The sequence below is a fragment of the Dyadobacter sp. AC419 genome (genome assembly GCF_979253085.1).
This window is the reverse complement of record NZ_CEEDCD010000017.1, coordinates 244,949-264,734: the sequence shown is the minus strand read 5'-3', so window position 1 is coordinate 264,734 and position 19,786 is coordinate 244,949. Positions and strand designations below refer to the sequence as shown.

General features: G+C 44.1%; 17 protein-coding genes and 2 pseudogenes. 12 read left to right on the top strand and 7 right to left on the bottom strand.

The window, feature by feature from the left end; all coding sequences use genetic code 11:
* Nucleotides 1–47 precede the first annotated feature (47 nt).
* Both AC0IYG_RS11550 and AC0IYG_RS11545 read right to left on the bottom strand, forming a co-directional pair.
* Entirely contained in the window at nucleotides 48–2,171 is a 2,124-nt protein-coding gene (locus AC0IYG_RS11550; RefSeq protein ID WP_471711221.1) for a carboxy terminal-processing peptidase, read from the bottom strand.
* 13 nt (nucleotides 2,172–2,184) lie between these two features.
* Nucleotides 2,185–2,943 carry an FKBP-type peptidyl-prolyl cis-trans isomerase gene (locus AC0IYG_RS11545; RefSeq protein WP_471711363.1) on the bottom strand — a complete coding sequence of 253 codons (759 nt, stop codon included), beginning with the start codon at nucleotides 2,941–2,943 and terminating at the stop codon, nucleotides 2,185–2,187.
* A 289-nt stretch (nucleotides 2,944–3,232) separates the two neighbouring features.
* Between AC0IYG_RS11545 and atpA the strand changes: the two are divergent.
* From atpA to galU, 6 genes and pseudogenes are all read left to right on the top strand, one after another.
* Nucleotides 3,233–4,811, top strand: a pseudogene (gene atpA, locus AC0IYG_RS11540) (F0F1 ATP synthase subunit alpha).
* A gap of 6 nt (nucleotides 4,812–4,817) precedes the next feature.
* Nucleotides 4,818–5,703, top strand: a pseudogene (atpG, locus tag AC0IYG_RS11535) (ATP synthase F1 subunit gamma).
* Between the two features lie 131 nt (nucleotides 5,704–5,834).
* Nucleotides 5,835–6,566 carry an outer membrane lipoprotein-sorting protein gene (locus tag AC0IYG_RS11530; RefSeq protein ID WP_471711220.1) on the top strand — a complete coding sequence of 244 codons (732 nt, stop codon included), beginning with the start codon at nucleotides 5,835–5,837 and terminating at the stop codon, nucleotides 6,564–6,566.
* A 126-nt stretch (nucleotides 6,567–6,692) separates the two neighbouring features.
* Nucleotides 6,693–7,223 carry a YceI family protein gene (locus AC0IYG_RS11525; protein ID WP_471711219.1) on the top strand — a complete coding sequence of 177 codons (531 nt, stop codon included), beginning with the start codon at nucleotides 6,693–6,695 and terminating at the stop codon, nucleotides 7,221–7,223.
* Between the two features lie 157 nt (nucleotides 7,224–7,380).
* The gene (locus tag AC0IYG_RS11520) at nucleotides 7,381–8,376 is read left to right on the top strand and encodes a mevalonate kinase family protein (RefSeq protein ID WP_471711218.1); all 996 of its coding nucleotides are present in this window, start codon (nucleotides 7,381–7,383) and stop codon (nucleotides 8,374–8,376) included.
* Nucleotides 8,377–8,483: 107 nt separating this feature from the next.
* Nucleotides 8,484–9,347, top strand: coding sequence for a UTP--glucose-1-phosphate uridylyltransferase GalU (gene galU, locus AC0IYG_RS11515; protein ID WP_471711217.1), 864 nt, complete (start codon nucleotides 8,484–8,486; stop codon nucleotides 9,345–9,347).
* A gap of 46 nt (nucleotides 9,348–9,393) precedes the next feature.
* Here galU and folB read toward each other — a convergent pair whose 3' ends face one another.
* The 4 genes from folB to AC0IYG_RS11495 form a co-directional block, all read right to left on the bottom strand.
* On the bottom strand, nucleotides 9,394–9,744 hold the full coding sequence (gene folB / locus AC0IYG_RS11510) for a dihydroneopterin aldolase (RefSeq protein WP_471711216.1): 351 nt from the start codon (nucleotides 9,742–9,744) through the stop codon (nucleotides 9,394–9,396).
* A gap of 6 nt (nucleotides 9,745–9,750) precedes the next feature.
* Nucleotides 9,751–10,626, bottom strand: a complete 876-nt coding sequence (locus AC0IYG_RS11505; RefSeq protein ID WP_471711362.1) for a DivIVA domain-containing protein — start codon at nucleotides 10,624–10,626, stop codon at nucleotides 9,751–9,753.
* A 25-nt stretch (nucleotides 10,627–10,651) separates the two neighbouring features.
* The gene (locus AC0IYG_RS11500; RefSeq protein WP_471711215.1) at nucleotides 10,652–10,813 is read right to left on the bottom strand and encodes a DivIVA domain-containing protein; all 162 of its coding nucleotides are present in this window, start codon (nucleotides 10,811–10,813) and stop codon (nucleotides 10,652–10,654) included.
* A gap of 104 nt (nucleotides 10,814–10,917) precedes the next feature.
* A complete protein-coding gene (locus AC0IYG_RS11495; RefSeq protein WP_471711214.1) occupies nucleotides 10,918–11,820 on the bottom strand; it encodes a WD40 repeat domain-containing protein in 903 nt (300 codons plus the stop codon).
* A 57-nt stretch (nucleotides 11,821–11,877) separates the two neighbouring features.
* On the opposite strand from AC0IYG_RS11495, the gene AC0IYG_RS11490 reads away from it, so the two are divergent.
* Nucleotides 11,878–12,507 (top strand): 4'-phosphopantetheinyl transferase family protein, encoded by a 630-nt coding sequence (locus tag AC0IYG_RS11490; protein WP_471711213.1) that lies wholly within the window; start codon nucleotides 11,878–11,880, stop codon nucleotides 12,505–12,507.
* A gap of 2 nt (nucleotides 12,508–12,509) precedes the next feature.
* On the opposite strand, the gene AC0IYG_RS11485 is transcribed toward AC0IYG_RS11490, so the two are convergent.
* Nucleotides 12,510–13,358 (bottom strand): transglutaminase-like domain-containing protein, encoded by an 849-nt coding sequence (locus AC0IYG_RS11485; protein ID WP_471711212.1) that lies wholly within the window; start codon nucleotides 13,356–13,358, stop codon nucleotides 12,510–12,512.
* Between the two features lie 157 nt (nucleotides 13,359–13,515).
* Here AC0IYG_RS11485 and galE point away from each other — a divergent pair, with 157 nt between their 5' ends.
* The 5 genes from galE (at nucleotide 13,516) to AC0IYG_RS11460 (ending at nucleotide 19,786) form a co-directional block, all read left to right on the top strand.
* Nucleotides 13,516–14,535 carry a UDP-glucose 4-epimerase GalE gene (gene galE / locus AC0IYG_RS11480; RefSeq protein WP_471711211.1) on the top strand — a complete coding sequence of 340 codons (1,020 nt, stop codon included), beginning with the start codon at nucleotides 13,516–13,518 and terminating at the stop codon, nucleotides 14,533–14,535.
* The gene (gene rfbB, locus AC0IYG_RS11475) at nucleotides 14,532–15,587 is read left to right on the top strand and encodes a dTDP-glucose 4,6-dehydratase (RefSeq protein WP_471711210.1); all 1,056 of its coding nucleotides are present in this window, start codon (nucleotides 14,532–14,534) and stop codon (nucleotides 15,585–15,587) included. Before galE ends, rfbB begins: the two co-directional genes overlap by 4 nt.
* Before the next feature lie 69 nt (nucleotides 15,588–15,656).
* The gene (rfbA, locus tag AC0IYG_RS11470) at nucleotides 15,657–16,523 is read left to right on the top strand and encodes a glucose-1-phosphate thymidylyltransferase RfbA (RefSeq protein WP_471711209.1); all 867 of its coding nucleotides are present in this window, start codon (nucleotides 15,657–15,659) and stop codon (nucleotides 16,521–16,523) included.
* A gap of 41 nt (nucleotides 16,524–16,564) precedes the next feature.
* A complete protein-coding gene (locus AC0IYG_RS11465; RefSeq protein WP_471711208.1) occupies nucleotides 16,565–17,206 on the top strand; it encodes an O-methyltransferase in 642 nt (213 codons plus the stop codon).
* A 33-nt stretch (nucleotides 17,207–17,239) separates the two neighbouring features.
* Complete coding sequence (locus tag AC0IYG_RS11460) at nucleotides 17,240–19,786, top strand: LysM peptidoglycan-binding domain-containing protein (RefSeq protein WP_471711207.1); 2,547 nt, start codon at nucleotides 17,240–17,242, stop codon at nucleotides 19,784–19,786.

Here is a 19,786-nt window from a genome sequence, read left to right as displayed (position 1 = left end):
AAAAGCACGAATCTGAGATCCGTGCTTTTTGCTTTTATAATGCTTAGTTATTTTTTCTTAGTTCCTGCTAGGCTTGGCTCTTTTGAAATAACGATCAAATCGGCAAGCATACGGCTGGTTTCGGTCAGGTAAATGTCTTTCTTTTTCTTAACCTCTTTTGGAGCTTCAACAGCTTTACCGTCTTCCTCCTCTTCGTCACCGTCTGCATTATCCTCGCCAAGTTGCTTCATTGCGGCTCTTTTCTTTTCCGCTTCTTCACGCTCAACTTTGCGTTTAGACTCTTGCAACGAAACCACTTTGTTCTCACGCGCTTCTTTGAATTCATCCAAAGTTTTTACCAACGTTTTCAATTCTTCATCGGTTTTCAAACGCTGATTGTATTTGCCTTTCAACTGATCAACCACTTTTGGATTAATGTTGTTGGTCGGCTCGTATTTGGAAGAAGCGATCTGATCCCAAGGCAATGCGCTTGGCTGAGAACCTTCACCGTATTCATTTACTTTAAATGCGGTTGGCAATTCCAAATCAGGCATTACGCCTTTCAACTGCGTGCTGCTTCCGTTTATTCTGTAGAATTTAGCAACAGTTAGTTTCACTTGTCCCAACTGATCTGTTTCTTTTGGCACCCATTGGTTCAGGTCTATCAATGTTTGAACGGTTCCTTTTCCATAAGTTTGCTCACCGACGATAATCCCACGCTTGTAATCCTGAATCGCTGCTGCGAAAATCTCAGATGCTGATGCACTGAAACGGTTCACCATAACTGCCATCGGGCCGTCATATGCAATGGTTGGATCATTATCCGACTGCACTTCAACCTCGCCCTGACCTTCCTTAACCTGAACAACCGGCCCTCTATTGATAAATAAGCCTGTTAACGAAACCGCTTCTGTCAAAGAACCGCCGCCATTATTTCTCAGGTCAATCACAATCCCATCTACATTAGATCCCTGCAATTCAGTGATCAGCTTTTGAACATCGCGCGTTGTGCTTGAGAATTCTTTTTCTTTATGCTGCGCACCTTCAAAGTCACGATAGAAAAGTGGAATGTCAATTACACCAATCTTATATTCTTTGTTGGCATTATTAACAGAAACGATCTCACTCTTAGCACGTTGCTCTTCCAGCTTGATTTTCTCACGTACCAATCTGTATTCCTTCGCAGGCGTGCCGGGAAGTGCGTCAGCGGAAATTACTTGCAAACGAACAACGGTTGACTTTGGGCCTTTGATCAGCTTCACAGCATCATCCACAAACCAGCCAACGATGTCAACCATTTTGCCTTCGTCACCTTGTGCAACCGCAATGATCTTATCTTCTTTTTTAAGCTGTTTTCCTTTGAATGCTGGTCCGCCAGGGATTACTTCAACGATTTTGATATAATTATCTTCCTCACGAAGCAATGCTCCAATTCCTTCCAACGACTGGCTCATCTCCTGTTTGAAACGATCCGCAGAAGTAGGCGCCATGTAGCTTGTGTGCGGGTCCATCGACTCGGCATATGCATTCATAAACATTTGGAAAACCTGTTCTGTACGAATGCGGCCCAATGCGCGATCACGGTTTTTGTAACGGTCTTTCAACATTGTTACCACCGCAGTATCCGCTTTACCAGACAGTTTCAAATCCAACGCTTCGCTTTTCAGATATTTCCGCCAAGTGTCGTTCAGCTCGTCCGTGCTTTTCGCCCACGTTGCTTTGTCACGGTCCGTATTCATAGACTCATCGGCCGTGAAATCAAATGGCTTAGCCTCTTTCAACAGACCCTGAATGTATTCACTCCGCTCCTTATAACGCTTTCTGAAAACATTATACATCGCGAAAGGAACATCCAGTTCTCTCTTTTGAAGATAGTCGTCGAACGAGTTTTTGTATTGTTCGAAATCCTTTAAATCACTGGCCAGATAATATAGTTTGCCATGATCTATTCCATCAATGTACTTATCGAATATCGCTGCTGACAGTGAGTCGCTAAGCCTGGTCTTTCTGTAATGATAACTGGAAAGAATCCGGGTTGTCAGCTCCTCCGCTTTAAACTGAGCAGGAATAGGCTTGATATCCTCATCCATTGACACCTCCGCAGCCGGTAACGACGCTGCCTTCTCCTGAACGGGCCCTCGCTGCCAGCCCAGTAATACTACCGGAATAAGCGTGATTAAGTACTTTTTCATTGTTGAATGTTTGCTATTTAACAATCTCTAATAATTCAACCTCAAATACCAATGCTGAATAAGCGGGAATCTGAGGGCCTGCTGCACGCTCTCCGTATGCAAGCTGGTAAGGGATGAATAATTTCCACTTTGAACCAACAGGCATAAGCTGTAACGCTTCTGTCCACCCTTTGATCACACCGTTAACCGGAAACTCAACTGGCTCGCCTCTGTCGACCGAGCTGTCAAAAACTGTTCCATTGGTTAATGTGCCGTGATAGTGTGTTTTAACTTTGTCTGTAGCAAGCGGTTTAGGGCCGTCGCCGGTTTTAATTATCTGATATTGAAGTCCGCTTTCAGTTGTTACAACGCCTTCTTTTTTCTTATTTTCTTCTAAAAACTTTTCACCTTCCACTCTGAACACCGCTCCTTTTTCTTCACTTATTTTTTGAAAATATTCTCCTATAAATTTATTCGCGTCTTCCGGCGTAAATGCTGTCTTTCCGCCTTTCAACGAAGCATTGATTGTTTTCGTTAAAATTTCTGTATTAATGTCTGTAATTCCTTGTGAACTTAATGAATTTGAGAAACTTACACCGATCGCAGCCGATAAAGAATCCATCTGATTTTTGAGTACGGCGGGGGTTGCTGCTGCTTTTACTGGTGCGGCCGGCGCTTTCTTCACTGCGGTTGCCGGTTTTGTTGTTTTCTTGATAGTCTGTGCTGTGCTTCCTGTGGTTACCAAAAATGCTAAAACGAAGGCTGCTAAAATGGTTTTTTCTAATTTGTACATTAGGCTGAAAGGATGGTCAATAAATATTAGAATGGAATTGTAAGTGTTATTAACGAACTCAATTACAACAAAAACACAAATAGTACCTAAAAAAGTTTTAAAAATGTTCATTATGAATGATAAACAGTATTTTCGCAAATCGCAGAGTAGCAAGCGCGAAAACCTTGGAAAAATCTAATTTTTGGCAACACTTTTTAACCAAAACATTCTTTTTATACCAGAATAAAACGCTACCTTTGCGGCAGTTTTCAAAAACTTACTACTATACTTTTAATAAGTCAATTATACTATGGTATCTGTTAGACCGGATGAAGTTTCGGCCATCCTGCGCGAACAACTTGCAGGAGCTAGATCAGAAGCAGAACTCGAAGAAGTAGGAACAGTCCTTCAGGTTGGCGACGGTGTTGCCCGCATTTATGGCCTTTCCCAGGTGCAGGCAGGTGAGCTGCTTGTTTTCGAGAACGGCCTTAAAGCCCTCGCGCTTAACCTCGAGGAAGACAACGTCGGAGCCGTGTTGCTGGGTGATTTTAGCGACATCAAGGAAGGAGCCACCGTGAAGCTGAACCAAAGAGATCGCTTCTGTAAAGGTTGGAGACGGAATTATAGGCCGCGTTGTAAATACACTCGCTGAACCAATCGACGGAAATGGTCCTTTGACAGGCGAACTTTACGAACTGCCACTTGAGCGTAAAGCTCCCGGGGTTATTTTCCGTCAGCCTGTAACGGAACCCTTTCAGACTGGTATCAAAGCAATCGACGCAATGATCCCCATCGGCCGTGGCCAGCGGGAATTGATCATTGGTGACCGCCAGACTGGTAAGACGGCAGTTGCTATTGATACGATTATCAATCAAAAAGAATATTTCGACAAAGGCGAACCTGTATTCTGTATCTACGTAGCATGCGGACAAAAAGCATCAACCATCAAAGGGATTGAAGCAACACTTCGCCGCTATGGAGCAATGGATTACACAGTTATCGTTGCTGCCGGTGCATCAGATCCTTCTCCAATGCAATTCTACGCGCCATTTACAGGTGCAGCGATCGGAGAATTTTTTAGAGATACAGGCCGCCCTGCTTTGGTTATCTATGATGACCTTTCGAAGCAAGCGGTTTCATATCGTGAAGTTTCCCTGCTTCTTCGCCGCCCTCCGGGTCGTGAAGCTTATCCGGGTGACGTATTTTATCTGCATAGCCGCCTTTTGGAGCGTGCAGCGAAGATCATCGCGGATGATACAATTGCAAGAAACATGAATGACCTTCCTCCTTCATTGAAAGGTGTGGTAAAAGGTGGTGGTTCGTTGACAGCGCTTCCGATTATTGAAACACAAGCGGGAGACGTTTCAGCATATATTCCTACAAACGTAATTTCGATTACCGACGGACAGATCTTCCTTGAGTCTAACTTATTTAACTCTGGTATCCGTCCTGCAATCAACGTGGGTATTTCGGTATCCCGTGTGGGTGGTAATGCTCAGATCAAGTCGATGAAGAAGGTTTCAGGAACATTGAAACTGGATCAGGCACAATTCCGTGAATTGGAAGCGTTTGCAAAATTCGGTTCTGATCTTGATGCGGCTACTAAACTTGCCATTGACAGAGGTCGCCGTAACCAGGAAGTTTTGAAACAACCTCAATACGCACCGGTTCCTGTTGAACAACAAGTGGCAACGGTTTACGCTTCTACAAAAGGTTTGCTGGATTTGGTTGACGTGAATAAAGTGAAGGAATTTGAAAAGGATTTCCTTAACGTTTTGAGCGTTCAGCACAAAGACACTTTATTGGCATTGCGTGCTGGAAAACTGGACAACAGCGTTACAGACGTGGTTGAGAAAGTTGCGCGTGAAGTGGCTGTAAAATATCGTTAATCACTTATGGCGAGCTTAAAAGAAGTCCGTAACCGGATCGTATCCGTTAATTCCACACAGCAGATCACCAAAGCCATGAAAATGGTTGCAGCTGCAAAGTTGCGCCGCGCTCAGGACAATATCATGCAAATGAGACCTTATGCGCAGAAACTTGGTGATATGCTTACAACTGTGTCCTCAGGTGCAGAAAGTGCGGTTGACAGCCCATTGAAAACGGTTCGCCCGATTGAAAAGGTTTTGCTTGTCGTTGTTACTTCGGACCGTGGACTGTGCGGTGCTTTCAATACGAACATTGTGAAAGCAACTCTCGCGCTGATTGAGCAAAAATATGCTGCACAAGCTGCGAGAGGAAACGTTGAGATCTTTGCAATAGGAAAGAAAGGTGCTGAAGTCGCTTGCGAAAAGAGGTTTTGTAGTCAATAAAACTTACATGGACCTTTTCGGAAGATTGAACTTCGTTGCTGTTAAACAAGCTGCAGAAGAAATCATGACCGCATTCTCAGAAGGTCGTTATGATGCAGTTGATCTGATTTACAACGAATTTAAAAACGTTGCCACGCAGATCATTCATACGGACCGCTTCTTGCCGATCGCAACGGAAGACAAAACAACAAGAACAAAAACGGCTGAGGTTAACTACATTTTTGAACCGACTGAGGAAGAAATTCTTGCAGAGTTGATCCCTAAATCGTTGAAGATCCAGCTTTACCGTTCTGTTTTGGAATCCAATGCATCAGAACAAGGCGCAAGGATGACAGCAATGGATAAGGCAACTGAAAATGCTCAGGAGCTTTTGAAAGAACTGAAATTGATTTACAACCGTACGCGTCAGGCTGCGATTACAACTGAGATCCTTGAAATCGTCGGCGGAGCGGAAGCTTTGAAGAACTAAGAACGGTTTCAAAATTTGATATAAAACGAGTGGATGGTAATTCTTCCACTCGTTTTTTTTGTGCCAATATTATCCCAACTTACAATATCACTTCCGTTCCAGAGTTCCAATTAAAACAGCTAACCATTTTCATGAGACGATCTATTTTTCTAAAACCATTCATAATCGTTTGCCTTTTCATATCCGGAAACATTGCGTCCGCACAAAATCTGGATGAGATCATTGACAAGCACATTAAAGCAATGGGCGGCGCTGATAAGCTGTCTAAATTGCAAGGTCTCAAAATCGTTGCCGATATGGACGTCATGAGCATGAAAGTGCCGATAACAACCACCATTGTGCAGAACAAAGGATTTCGCAGCGAGACGACCGTGCAAGGTGTAACCGTTGTGCAGGCAATTAATGGAAAAACAGGTTGGGTGATTAATCCAATGACCGGCCAGACGACGGCGACGGCATTGCCCGAAGAAGCCGTGCAGGCCATGTCCACCGAAACGGATTTGACCGGCCTTTATAATTACAAGCAGAAGGGTTACAAATTAACGCTGGACGGTGAAGAAGATCTTGCCGGTGCGAAAGTTTACAAGGTGACAATGGCTTTGGAAAATGGCACCAAGCGCGTTAACTACATTTCAAAAGACACTTTTTACATTTTGAAAATGATCGTTCAAACAACATTGAATGGCCAGGAAGTTAAATCTGAAAATGCACAATCTGATTTTCGTCAGGTGGATGGCCTAACTTATCCGTTCACGTCTGAGGTTTCGACTTCTGCTATGCCGGGAACGACGATGGTTTTGAAAATCACATCATTGGAAGTAAATCCAAAAATTGACGAAAAGATTTTTGAAATGCCCAAATGAGGCGTTGGTAGCATTGTAGTGAGATCCCGGTAAAATATTTATCGGGATTTTTTTTATGTGTCGGAAACTAATTCCTAAATTTACGTGTATATACATTAAATGTCGAAACATTAAATACTAAAAGATATGGCAACTGCAACAACCTGGGTGATCGACCCAACACATTCCGAAGTTCAATTCAAAGTAAAACACCTTGTTATCTCAACTGTAACAGGCGCATTCAAAGCATTCGAAGGTTCAGTTACAACTGAAACCGAAGATTTTGACGGAGCAACAGTTGATTTTTCTGCTGACGTTGCTAGCATTGATACAAATCAGGCGCAACGTGACGAACATTTGAAATCAGGTGATTTCTTTGACGCAGCGACACATCCAAAATTGACCATTAAAGGAACATTGGTAAAAAAAGGTGGCGAAAGCTATACATTGAAAGGGGATCTTTCTGTGAAAAGTGTTACCAAGCCAATCGAATTTGCCGTTGAATATGGTGGTAACATGACCGACTTTTACGGAAATAATAAGTCTGGTTTTGAGATCACAGGCAAGATCAATCGTAAAGAATTTGGACTGGAATGGAGCGCGGTTACTGAGGCTGGCGGTGTGGTTGTAGGCGATGATGTGAAGCTGATCGCGAACATTCAGGTTGTGAAGCAATAATATATATAGTAAACCTACTCTAAATCGGGCGCGGATATTTTATATCCCGCCTTTTTTTGTGCCCAATCGAATCTGGTGAATAAATGATTCCTTATCAGGGCAAAAAGGCATTCTATCGTCATTAAGTTATTACTTTTGGCTAAAAAAGAATTCAACCTTGATAATTGAAACACGTGCTTATGCCCGCGCCGGGTTATTAGGCAATCCTTCCGATGGTTTTTATGGCAAGACGATCTCCATTTCTGTGAGAAACTTCGGTGCTTCCATTTCCCTTTACGAATCCCCGGAACTCCATATTGAGTCGGAACCGCAGGATGAAAGCACGTTTCGCAGCATTTTTCACTTGCGCGACACCGTTAGTATGTTGGGCTACAATGGTGGCATTCCGCTGATTAAGGCTGGCATCAAGAAATTCGGCGACTATTGCGAAGAACAAGGAATCAGATTGCCTAACCGCAACTTTACGGTTCGTTACCGATCGTCTATTCCACGGCAAGTGGGCATGTCTGGGTCCAGTGCGATTGTCGTGGCGCTTTTCAGGGCCTTAATGCAATTTTACAAGGTTGAAATTCCGCTTCAAATCCTTCCGCAGCTCGTAATGGTCACAGAAACCGAGGAGCTTGGGATTACTGCCGGCTTGCAGGATCGTGTGATCCAGTGTTATGAAGGCTGTGTTTACATGGATTTTGACAAAGATTTGATTAATAATCAGGGTTATGGTAAATATGAGCGCATCAATCCTGCGCTTTTGCCTAAACTTTACGTCGCTTATAATACCAACCTCAGCAAGGTTTCTGGAAAGGTGCACAGCGATGTAAGAACGCGCTTTGACCGGGGCGAACAGGATGTGATCGACGTACTCGGGCAAATTGCCAAAAAAGCCGAAGATGGCCGTGAGGCGTTGATGGAAGGCCGTTCGCACGATCTGCATCAGCTCATGAATGAGAATTTCGATCTGCGCTGTAAAATTTATAATGTGCCCGAATCAAACAAGAAGCTCATCAATGCTGCAAGACAATGTGGCGCTTCTGCGAAGTTTGCAGGATCAGGCGGGACGATCATCGGCATTTATCACGACGATGACATGCTTAACCAGCTTTTTGTGCAGCTAAAAAAACATAATGCGCGCGTCATCAAGCCATTTGTGGTTTAGGGCAGTCCGTTATCAGCCAGCAGCATTCAAGAATTTTAAAAAAGATATATTTATTATTACAACCAAAAGACGCCGAAAGCCGAAAGCTGACGGCCGAAAGCCAACTTATGATTCGTAAAGCTGTAATTCCCGCTGCCGGACTTGGAACCCGCTTCCTGCCCGCAACCAAATCGATGCCCAAAGAAATGCTTCCAATTATCGACATTCCTACGATCCAATATGTGGTTCAGGAAGCGGTTGATTCGGGAATTGAAGATATTCTTATCATTTCCGGGAAAGGCAAGCGTGCTATTGAGGACCATTTTGACCGCAATGTTGAGCTGGAAAGCCGTTTGGAAGAAAAAGAAGATCTAATGTGGTTTAATGAAATGCGCCGTTTGGCAGATATGGCCAATGTGCATTTTGTAAGGCAAAAAGAAGCAAACGGACTGGGCGATGCAATCTATTATGCAAGACATCACGTTGGCAATGAACCATTTGCAGTTTTGCTAGGTGACACCATTATGGACTCGGTGATTCCGGTTACGCAGCAATTGATGGACACTTACGAACAATATGGCGGTTCGGTTATTGCCGTTGAAGAAGTGGATCCTAACAAAGTGAATCGTTATGGAATTGTTGGCGGGACATCACTTAGTGATACAATCATGGAACTGAGCACGCTTGTGGAGAAGCCAGCCATTGATGTAGCTCCTTCGAATTTGGCGATCGCCGGAAGATACATTCTGACGCCGGAAATTTTCAACACCATTGAGCAAACCCCAAAAGGCAAAAACAACGAAATTCAGCTTACCGACTCCATGCTCCTGCTTTTGAAACGCGAAAACATCTATGCACACCGCATTGAAGGAAAGCGTCACGATATCGGCGATAAACTGGATTATTTGAAAACGACGGTTGAATTTGCATTAAAGCGAAAGGAGTTCGCCGAGCCGTTCAGGAAGTTTCTGATTGATATATTGAATAAATAAAAAAAATGCCCGCCTAAGTTCTTTACGAAATCAGGCGGACATTTTTTTATCCTTCCATCGTGATCATCGCCCGCGTACAAACCCCTCCTACCGGCGGGTTGAATTTGGAGACTTTCACTGTAATGTTTGCAACAACGGGATAATGTTCCCGGATTCTTTCTATAACCGTGAAGCCAATGTGTTCCAATAACTTGGCTGGCTCCATCATTACTTTCGAAACGATCTGGTAAATCGTTTCATAATTCACTGTTTCGCTTAATTTATCTTCTTGTGCAGCTTTTATAAAATCGGCTGTGATGATAATGTCTAATGCGTATTTATTGCCAATTCGCTGCTCCTCAGGATAATATCCGTGATATGCGAAGAATTCAAGGCCTTCGAGACTGATTGTTCCCAATGTATTTTAGATTTGGTCAAAGAATGAACCTCCGCCTGTTTTCTTAGGCTGATTTTCCGGAACGCGCGGTCTGTTAACAGCTGGTGCATTTTCCCTTGGCGCATTTTCTCTCGGCGCATTTTCTCTTGCGCGCTCTGTTCTTTTGAGTTCTGCCAACGCTATTGCTGCCTCTTCTGCCGCACTGCTTTTCACCTCTTCTCTTGTGCTGTACTCAACTTCCTCAACCACTGGCTCAGGTTCGAGTTCCGCTTCCGGCTCAATGATTTCAAGTTCTTCAACAATTTCAACCGGCTCCTCTTCTACAAATGTTTCTTCCGGAAGGAAATCTTCTTCCTCATCCACAATCTCAACCTCATCTTCCTGGCTTACAACCTCGAACAAAACTTCGGGCTTGTCATCCTGCAACACAACTTCTGCCAGCACCGGCTCTTCTGGTTTTTCCTCTTCCAAAGTAACCCGGACCTCCGATTGAAGCAATGGCTTTTTAGGGATTTCAATTTCAGCGATATGCTGCTTGATCTCCTCCATTTTATTCAAAACCGACTCCTTATCATATTTCTGCTCAAAACGCTCGACCGTCTCAATCGTATTGTTAGCCAATGACGAAAGTTGCACGATCAGATTGTCTCTAAAATTCTCAATTGCACGGAAATCGCGCTCTTGCAGCTTCACTTCGGCAGCGAAATCTTCCTTGAATCGTTTTAATCTATCCTCAGTTTCGCGGATGATCTGGTTCGTTCTGTTCTCGGCTTCACTAACCAGATCATTGGCCGTTGTCCGTGATTCTTCGATCCTTTTTTCAGCATTTTCATTGGCCTCTTTCTCAATCAGCTTGCTGGTGTCCTCAGCCGCCTTCAACGTCCTGAAAAGCGTAGATTCGATGTCTTTTAGTTTGCTAAGTTCCTTTTCAGCATACTCTAAGCTGCATTTTCAATAAGCTATTTTCGCTAGAAAAACGCTCCCATTCCTGCGACAACGAATTAAGAAATGCATCTACTTCGTCCGGGTCGTAACCTCTGAAAATCTTTTCAAAAGTGTGCTTGCGTATGTCTATAGCGGATATTTTCATGATGCAATCTATGCTTTGGTACTTAGTTAAAAACGTTCGTGTAAGTTAAAGATATATGGATCATTTTTCAAAGTATTTACCAATAATCCCATATTATAAGTATGCTATTCCGCGACTTCCCAAACCGAAATCATTCGGTCGTCGCTGCACGAAATCAGCTGATTTTCAAAGCTTGTCCAGAGGAGTTTGTTGACCGATGTCCCGTGCCCGGCATGCCGCGCCCGGTCAATGATCTTTTTTAGTTTAAAAGTAGCAGCATCCCAGACTTTTACCGATTTGTCCATGCTGCAGGAGGCGAATAAGGTGTGATCGGGACTGAAAACAATGTCATTAACCGCATATAAATGGGCCGGAATGTCTAAAACCATCCCGTATGCATCATTTACGTCCCAAATCATGATGTGTGCGTCACGCCCGGTGGTGAAGAGATATTTCCCGTCCGGTGAATACTTAACGGAAAAAACCGAGTTACCATGCGATTGAATCGTCTTTTTTAAACTGAAACCATCCAGATCGAAAATATTCACATTGCAATCACTGTCACCGATCGCGAATTCGCGTGTATCGTGGTTGATGGCAATGGTGCGAATACTTTTGTTGGCAACCTTAATGTGTTTTTGCACCGAGAAAGATGCAATGTCCATCACGACGACGACGCCATCGCCCAAGGCAATCAGCGCTTTATCGTCATAAAACTGAATATCAAAGATCGCGGCCGTTGTTATTTTTAAAGTTTTTTCAATCCTGTTTTCGGCAATGTTCAGCACTTGAATGCCTTCATAATTCTGGCCGATCCACAATGCATTATTGGTTTTTTCAAGGCCGAGCGCGTAGACGGAGACGCCTACTTTGGCAACCAGTTTTCCAAGATCAGGTTTGTTAAGATCCCATTGAATTACAAAACCGTCGCCGCCCGCAGAGTAAAAGCCATGTGAAGTGTTGTCCGAAATAATTGTATAAACACTGTCTCGATGACCGGAAAAAGTATCTACTTTGCGAATATTCATGCTTTAATTTGTGATAGGGATTAAGCCTCAAAAATAGAAATTTTAAACAGAATAATTATGCCGCTCGTTCATTCCGAAATGATTGAGGAGACCAGTACATTGCTGCTTTGGAAACTGACTGAACTTGAAAACGAGCTGAGGAAGGAACTAGGTTATGCTTACAATGCAGAGGAACTTTCGGCGATTACGCACCCGCAAAAGTTGCGCGAATGGCTGGCGAGTCGGCTGCTTATCAAGATCATTGCAGAGCAATTTGGCATTAATTACATTGGCACCCATAAGGACGAGCACGGCAAAGCATTTCTGATCGACAACGATTCCCACATTTCGATCACCCATACATTTGATTTTGTGGCCGTCGCCATTAATCCATTAGCGGCCGTCGGCATTGATATGGAAAAGATGGACCCGAAACTGCAGCGCACTTCGAAAAAGTATTTGTCACAGCCCGAACATGAGCACGCTGGCGACCAAATGGAGCTCCTATGCATGTATTGGTGCGCCAAGGAAGCACTTTATAAGCTTTACGGGAAGAAAAAGATCAGTTTCCGCGACTCCATATATATAGAACCTTTCGACGAAAAAGCAGAAATGCTCAAAGGAAGGCTCACCGACGAAGACCACATTGTGTCAGCTAACATTACAATCCGGTGGTTTGATCACCATTGTCTGGCGATTGCTCTGTAATGCTACATTTCCGGACTGTCGTCGAGTGTCGATTTCAGAATTTTCTCAATCTCTTTTATTTTATCTTGTTCACTCGTCTTTTCGTAAGATAAGATTAGGTTCCGCAATACGCGCTGCACAATTTCAAGGTTGGTGCAAGGTTGATAAAATATTTCTTTCGACTTAATGTTCAGCTGGGCAATGTAATGGTCAATGTCTGTTTTAGAGAAAATTATTCCCCTGTTAAATACATTGATATAAAACTGAGTCTTGTCGTTTTTATAGGTCAAAACAAACAAGTTGGGCAGGTTAACACCATAGACAGGCATTCCAAGTTTCCGCGCGATGAGCAGATAAATCACGCACAATGTGATCGGATTGCCTCTTTTGCTTTCCAAAACAACATTGATCATTGAATTGGAAGGCGAATGAAAGTTCTTCGTATTGGCCGCAAAATTCATCACACCGAAAAAGATACTGTTAATGCGTTTGATCTGGTCCACCGCATTCATTTCTTCCTGAAACTGGATCCAGATGTCGTAGTAAAGCTGTTCAATGGTTGTCCTCAGCTTTTCCATCGACAAGTCGGGATAATGGTAGGTTGAAATGATCCACATTCCTTCGAGCAAATCCAATGCACCGCCATTTTTCCAGGCTTGCAACCGCTCAATCATGATGCTAAGCTGCAATTCATGGATCAATTCTTCAATCTTACGCTGCACAATCGGGTTAAAGCTTTCCTCCCACTCGGTCTCGAGAAATGGTATCACATTACCGCCCAATGACAAGATCTTACCCTCCACGTGCTGGCTCACTTCATGATCTTCGTCATCAAGTAAGGATATCAGTGCTTTAATTTCTCTCTGGTTCATTTTCCTCAAATCTGCATTTAACAACCAACGGATAAATAAAAACATTTTTTTTTAATGGACATCAAATTTTCTACTTTTGCTCGAGAAAAAAGCTGTCAGGCAGCGCCCTTTTCACTAATTCTATACCACAACATTTTTCCATCTAAGCACATAGCGCATGAAAATTCTCGTTACCGGAGGAGCTGGATTTATAGGTTCTCACACAGTTGTTGAATTGGATAAAGCAGGGTTTGAGCCAGTCATCATTGATAATCTTTACAATTCGAATCTCGGCGTTTTAGATGGGATCAAAGAAATTACCGGCAAAGATTTTCCCTTTTACAACATTGATTGCAATGACTCCGAAAAAGTAAGAGAGCTGTTCGAAAAAGAAAAATTTGACGGCATCATTCACTTTGCAGCTTACAAAGCGGTGGGAGAATCGGTTGAAAAACCGCTTAATTATTACGAAAACAACATTATTTCCCTGCTCGTGCTTTTACGCGCAGCGCAGGAGTTCAAAGTGCCAAACTTTGTATTCTCTTCATCCTGCACAGTTTACGGACAGCCTGATGCAATTCCGGTAACCGAACAAACGCCACGCAAACCAGCTAACTCGCCTTACGGAAACACAAAAGCCATTGGAGAAGACATTATCCGGGATTACGTGCATGCCAAATCCGGCGTGAGAGCATTATCACTTCGTTATTTCAACCCAATTGGCGCACACGAATCATCATTGATCGGTGAATTGCCGAATGGTGTTCCGAGCAACCTGGTTCCTTTTATTACGCAAACAGCAGCTGGCCTGCGCAAGTCACTAACCGTTTTCGGAAGCGACTATGACACTGAGGACGGCACTTGCATCCGTGATTTTATTCATGTGGTGGACCTTGCCAAAGCGCACGTTAAAGCATTAGAATTACTACAAGCGCAAGTAGAATCGAATTATTATGACGTATTTAATGTAGGGACAGGTGAAGGTTATACCGTCTTACAATTGATTAATACATTTGAAGAAGTTAATGGCGTAAAATTGAATTACACAATCGGGCCGCGCCGCGAAGGAGATGTTGAAAAAATCTACGCGCAGTCTGATAAAGTGAATAATGTAATGAAATGGCATGCCGAAAAAACAATGGCTGATGCGCTTCGTGACGCATGGAACTGGCAACTAAAAATAACACCTCAACAATGAAGAAAATCTTAATCACAGGCGGTGCAGGATTTATTGGGTCACACGTTGTGCGCCGTTTTGTAAACTTTCATCCGGATTACCACATTTATAATCTGGATGCCCTCACCTATGCGGGTAACCTCGAGAATATAAAGGACATTGAAAATGCGCCGAATTACACTTTCGTAAAAGGGGATATCGTTGACGCAGAATTTATTGACAAGCTCATCAGCGAAAATGATTTTCATGGCATTGTCCACTTAGCTGCCGAATCGCATGTCGACCGGTCTATTTCAGATCCGATGTCATTTGTGATGACCAATGTTGTAGGAACGGTAAACCTTTTGAATGCTGCCAAAAAAGCCTGGAAAGACGATTTTACAGACCGCCGTTTTTACCATGTCTCCACGGACGAAGTTTATGGTGAACTGCACGACCCGGGCACATTCTTTACGGAAACGACCAGTTACGACCCACGCTCGCCATACTCTGCTTCAAAAGCGTCGTCTGACCATTTTGTAAGGGCATATCACAACACATATAAGTTGCCGGTTGTTATTTCCAACTGTTCTAACAACTACGGCCCAAATCACTTCCCTGAGAAGCTGATCCCGCTGATGATCCACAACATCATCCAGCAAAAACCACTTCCTGTTTACGGAAAAGGGGAAAATATCCGTGACTGGCTTTTTGTAGAAGATCACGCCATTGCCATCGATGTGATTTTCCATGACGGCAAAAACGGCGAGACTTACAACATTGGCGGCCATAACGAGTGGAAAAACCTGGACCTGGTGCTTTTGCTTTGCAGCATAATGGACCGTAAGCTGGGCCGTGAGCAAGGTGAAACAGAAAAACTGATCACTTACGTTACCGACCGCGCCGGTCACGACCTTCGCTATGCGATCGATGCCACCAAACTTTCCCAGGAACTGGGCTGGAAACCTTCATTGCAATTCGAGGAAGGACTGGAACGCACCGTTGACTGGTATTTGAACAACCAGGATTGGCTTAACAATGTCACATCCGGTAATTACCAGAAATATTACAACGAAATGTATTCAGACAGATAGTCTGAATGCATTAACCGGGACGCGTTGTTCCAGGACAGACACTTTATTTACGCATACAACACCTCACAAATGAAAGGAATTATTCTTGCCGGTGGATCCGGAACGCGGTTGCATCCGTTGACATTGGCAGTGAGTAAACAGCTTATGCCTGTTTACGACAAACCGATGATTTACTATCCGTTATCGATATTAATGTTGGCAGGGATCCGGGAAATCCTGATCATTTCCACGCCCCACGATTTGCCGCATTTTGAAAAATTGCTTGGTGACGGAAGCCGCTTAGGCTGCTCTTTCAGCTATGCCGTGCAGCCAAGCCCGGACGGACTTGCTCAGGCTTTTATCATTGGTGAAGAATTTATCGGAGATGAAAAAGTGGCGTTGATTCTGGGTGACAACATTTTCTACGGTTCGGGTTTGTCCCAATTGCTGCAATCCAACAATGATCCCGAGGGCGGCGTTATCTTCGCTTATCAGGTGCATGACCCGGAGCGTTACGGTGTTGTAGAATTTGATAAATCCAATAATGTGTTGTCTATTGAAGAAAAACCTGAATCGCCTAAGTCTAACTATGCGGTTCCAGGACTATATTTCTATGACAATGATGTGGTTGAAATTGCAAAAACAATCCCGCCTTCACCACGTGGCGAGCTGGAAATCACAGACGTTAACCGGGTCTATCTTGAACGCGGAAAGCTGAAAGTGGGTGTCCTAAACCGCGGCACCGCATGGCTTGATACGGGCACATTCCAATCCCTGATGCAGGCAGGACAATTTGTCCAGGTGATCGAGGAAAGACAGGGCCTAAAAGTAGGCTGCATCGAGGAGATCGCTTACCGCATGGGATTTATTAATGCAGAACAATTGCGCGAAATCGCTAAACCGCTCGTTAAAAGTGGATACGGCACATATCTGGAACGCATTGTTGCCAATGTCTGATCGCAGGATCGCATTGCATTTGGTTAAGAATTAGATTATAAATGAAGTTTCTGGCAGAGGAAATCGAGGCGTATTCCGTAGCACATACGGAGAATGAGAGTGAGTTGCTGAAGTCTTTAAACCGCGAGACGCATGCGAACATTCTTAACCCCCGTATGTTATCTGGGCATCTTCAGGGCAGGTTTTTGTCCATGATTTCCCGGATGATCCGGCCAGACAGCATTCTCGAAATTGGTACTTACACCGGATATTCTGCGTTATGTCTTTGTGAAGGGCTTAACGCAGAAGGCCGGCTGATCACAATCGACATCAATGAGGAACTGGAAACTTTTACACGCCGCTTTTTTGCCAATTCCCCCTTCACTGATAACATTGATTACCGCATAGGCAAGGCAACTGATATCATTCCTACCCTTGACCAAACCTTCGATCTTGTCTTTATCGACGCTGACAAAATCAACTACGCAGCTTATTTTAACCTTTGCATTGAAAAAGTCCGCAAAGGCGGCTTTCTGATCGCGGATAATGTGCTATGGAGCGGCAAAGTGGTTCAGGACGAGATCAAAATTGACAAAGACACCCAAGCATTGCTTGATTTCAATAAAATGGTGCATGAAGATGACCGCGTTTCAAACATTCTGCTTCCTATCCGGGATGGATTGATGATTCTTCAGAAATTATAAAACACTAACACAAACAGCCAAGCATTACAATTTATGGCCAGAACTTTCATTAAAAACATCAGATACATCGCAGTTGCCTGGATGTTGCTGCTCACCGCGAAAAGCAATGTCATTGCCCAGAATTATCCGGAAATCCCTGCTAGTGTTTCATTTGGAGGAATCACTGTTAAGTTCGACAGAAGCGCTCAGGAAATTATTGAAGAGGATGTAAAAAACCTGATGTCCAACAAGAAGTTTTGGGAAGAAAAAATGGATCGCGCCGTCCTGCATTTCCCAATTGTGGAAGGAATTTTGATGGATGAAGAGGTTCCAATTGATTTTAAATATCTGGCCGTTCAGGAAAGCTCTTTTCGGCCGGATGTGGTTTCGTCATCCAATGCGGTGGGTTACTGGCAGTTCAAACCCGAAACTGCACGCGAGCTGAATTTGCGTGTAGATGACAACATTGATGAAAGAAAGAATATCAGCGCCTCAACGCATGCAGCTGCCTGGTATCTGAAGAAGAACAATCAGCAATTCAATAACTGGATCACAACCCTCTATTCCTATTATCAGGGAGCAGGCGGTGTCAAAAAAGTGGTTCCTGCCAACTGGGCTTATGCACGCGAAGTGACGCTTAATGGCAAAACGGATCGCTATATGCTTCGTTTTTTCGCGCACAAGATCGCATTGGAAGCAGGAATAGAAAGGTATAAATCTTCAAACCGATATGTTTTGCTGGAATCCGATTTTGGCAAAGGCAAATCCCTTGACGACATTTCGGCTTCTCTGGGCATTTCTTCGGCAGATCTGAAAAGTTACAACAGATGGCTTACGGATGACAAAATCCCGAATGACCGAGAATATTTGGTAACCATTCCTGTTCCGGTTGATCAGGTTGCTTCGGTTCGTGAAAAGTTGTCGCTTCCAGCACGCCAGACCACGGTTGCTTCGGTTTATGAGGATTCCGGCTATCCGGTTTTGAAAAAGAAACCATCCAATTCATCGGATCCCAATGCGCCGGAAATGTATGAAATCAACGGACTTCCGGGTATAGGAGCGCGTGCCGGTGACAAACCCAAAGCGCTTGCGAAAGCGGGAGACATGAGCGCTCCGAAATTCATGCGTTACAATGATATGCTGGCAGAAATGCCGCTTATTCCAGGTCAGGTTTATTATTTGGCCAAAAAACATAAAAAGGCTTCAACGCCATTTCACACGGCAAGACCCGGCGACACATGGCACAGCGTATCGCAGCAATATGGCATCAGGTTAGTAAGCCTTTTGAAATACAACAGAACCACAAGCCGCAATTATCCGATCCAGACCGGACAGGTTTTGTTTTTGACCAAAAAACGGCCTAAAAAACAACCGATAGAGATCATTGCACCGCCACAGCCATCTCCTGGCAAGAAAGACTCTGTAATTGCTCCAAAAACGGATGTTATTGCCGCGGCGCCTGCTGCTAACACAATCCCGGATAAACCTTCGGGAAGGAAAAAATATACGCCTGTTTTGGTTGAAAAGAAAGAAGAAATTGCAACTTCTCCGGCAACGGTCAACCCGCCTGTAACGAATGCACCAGTTGCTGCTGCAACGCCTGCGGCCGCGAACATTCAAACAAATCCATCCGTAAAAACAGCAACCAATGTGCCTGCCTCGGTTCCTACTGAACCTGTTAGCAAGCAAGCTGGCGACCGCGTTGTGATTATTACACAGGACAATGCGGATACATCTTTCAAATCAGCCGAGGAAAGGCCTGTTGCAGTTGCCAGTTCTGCACCAAAAGTGGTTACGCCTAATGACACCCGCGTCACTTCCGAAACTTCGGTTTACATGAAGCAGAGAGCAGCGGCAGAGGAAAGAGCGGCCAAAGAAGCAGCTGCGAAAGAAGCTTCGGAAAAAGAACTTGCTGTAAAAGAACCAGTTAAAACAAAAGCAACTGCGCCTGAAAAAGCAGCAACGCACACGGTTCAGCCGGGAGACACTTATTTCAGCATTGCCAGCAAATACGATCTGACACTGCGAGAATTGATCGCATTGAATAAAAATACACCCGGCAGACTGGTCGTAGGCCAGCGCCTGAATGTAAACAAAGCACCCGCGCAGGAAACTGCGAGTGCGTCTGCAAGAGAAACGCCATCAAGAACAAATACAGCGCCTGAAAAAGTAACTGTCGTTCGCACGGAGCCAACGGAAACATTCAAGACGCCGGAGGAAATCAAAGAAGAAATCAGAACAACGGCCACGCAGGGCAACGACTTTCACACGGTGCAGAACGGGCAGACTTATTACAGCATCGCGAAAGCATATGGAATGTCTGTACGGGATTTGTATGAAATGAATGATTTGAATGAATCTTCACGGTTGAGATCCGGACAAAAGCTGCGTGTGAAGAAAGTGGATGGTGAGGAAACTGCATCGTCTTCAAGCCAACCAATCAGGTCGTCTAGCGTTCAGACACACACTGTTGCTTCGGGCGAAACGCTTTTCAGGATAGCCCAAACTTACCGGACTAATGTCGAAGATATCAAGCGATTAAACAATATGTCGGGAAACAGTGTTATGGTTGGACAAAAACTAAAAATCCCGCAACAGTAG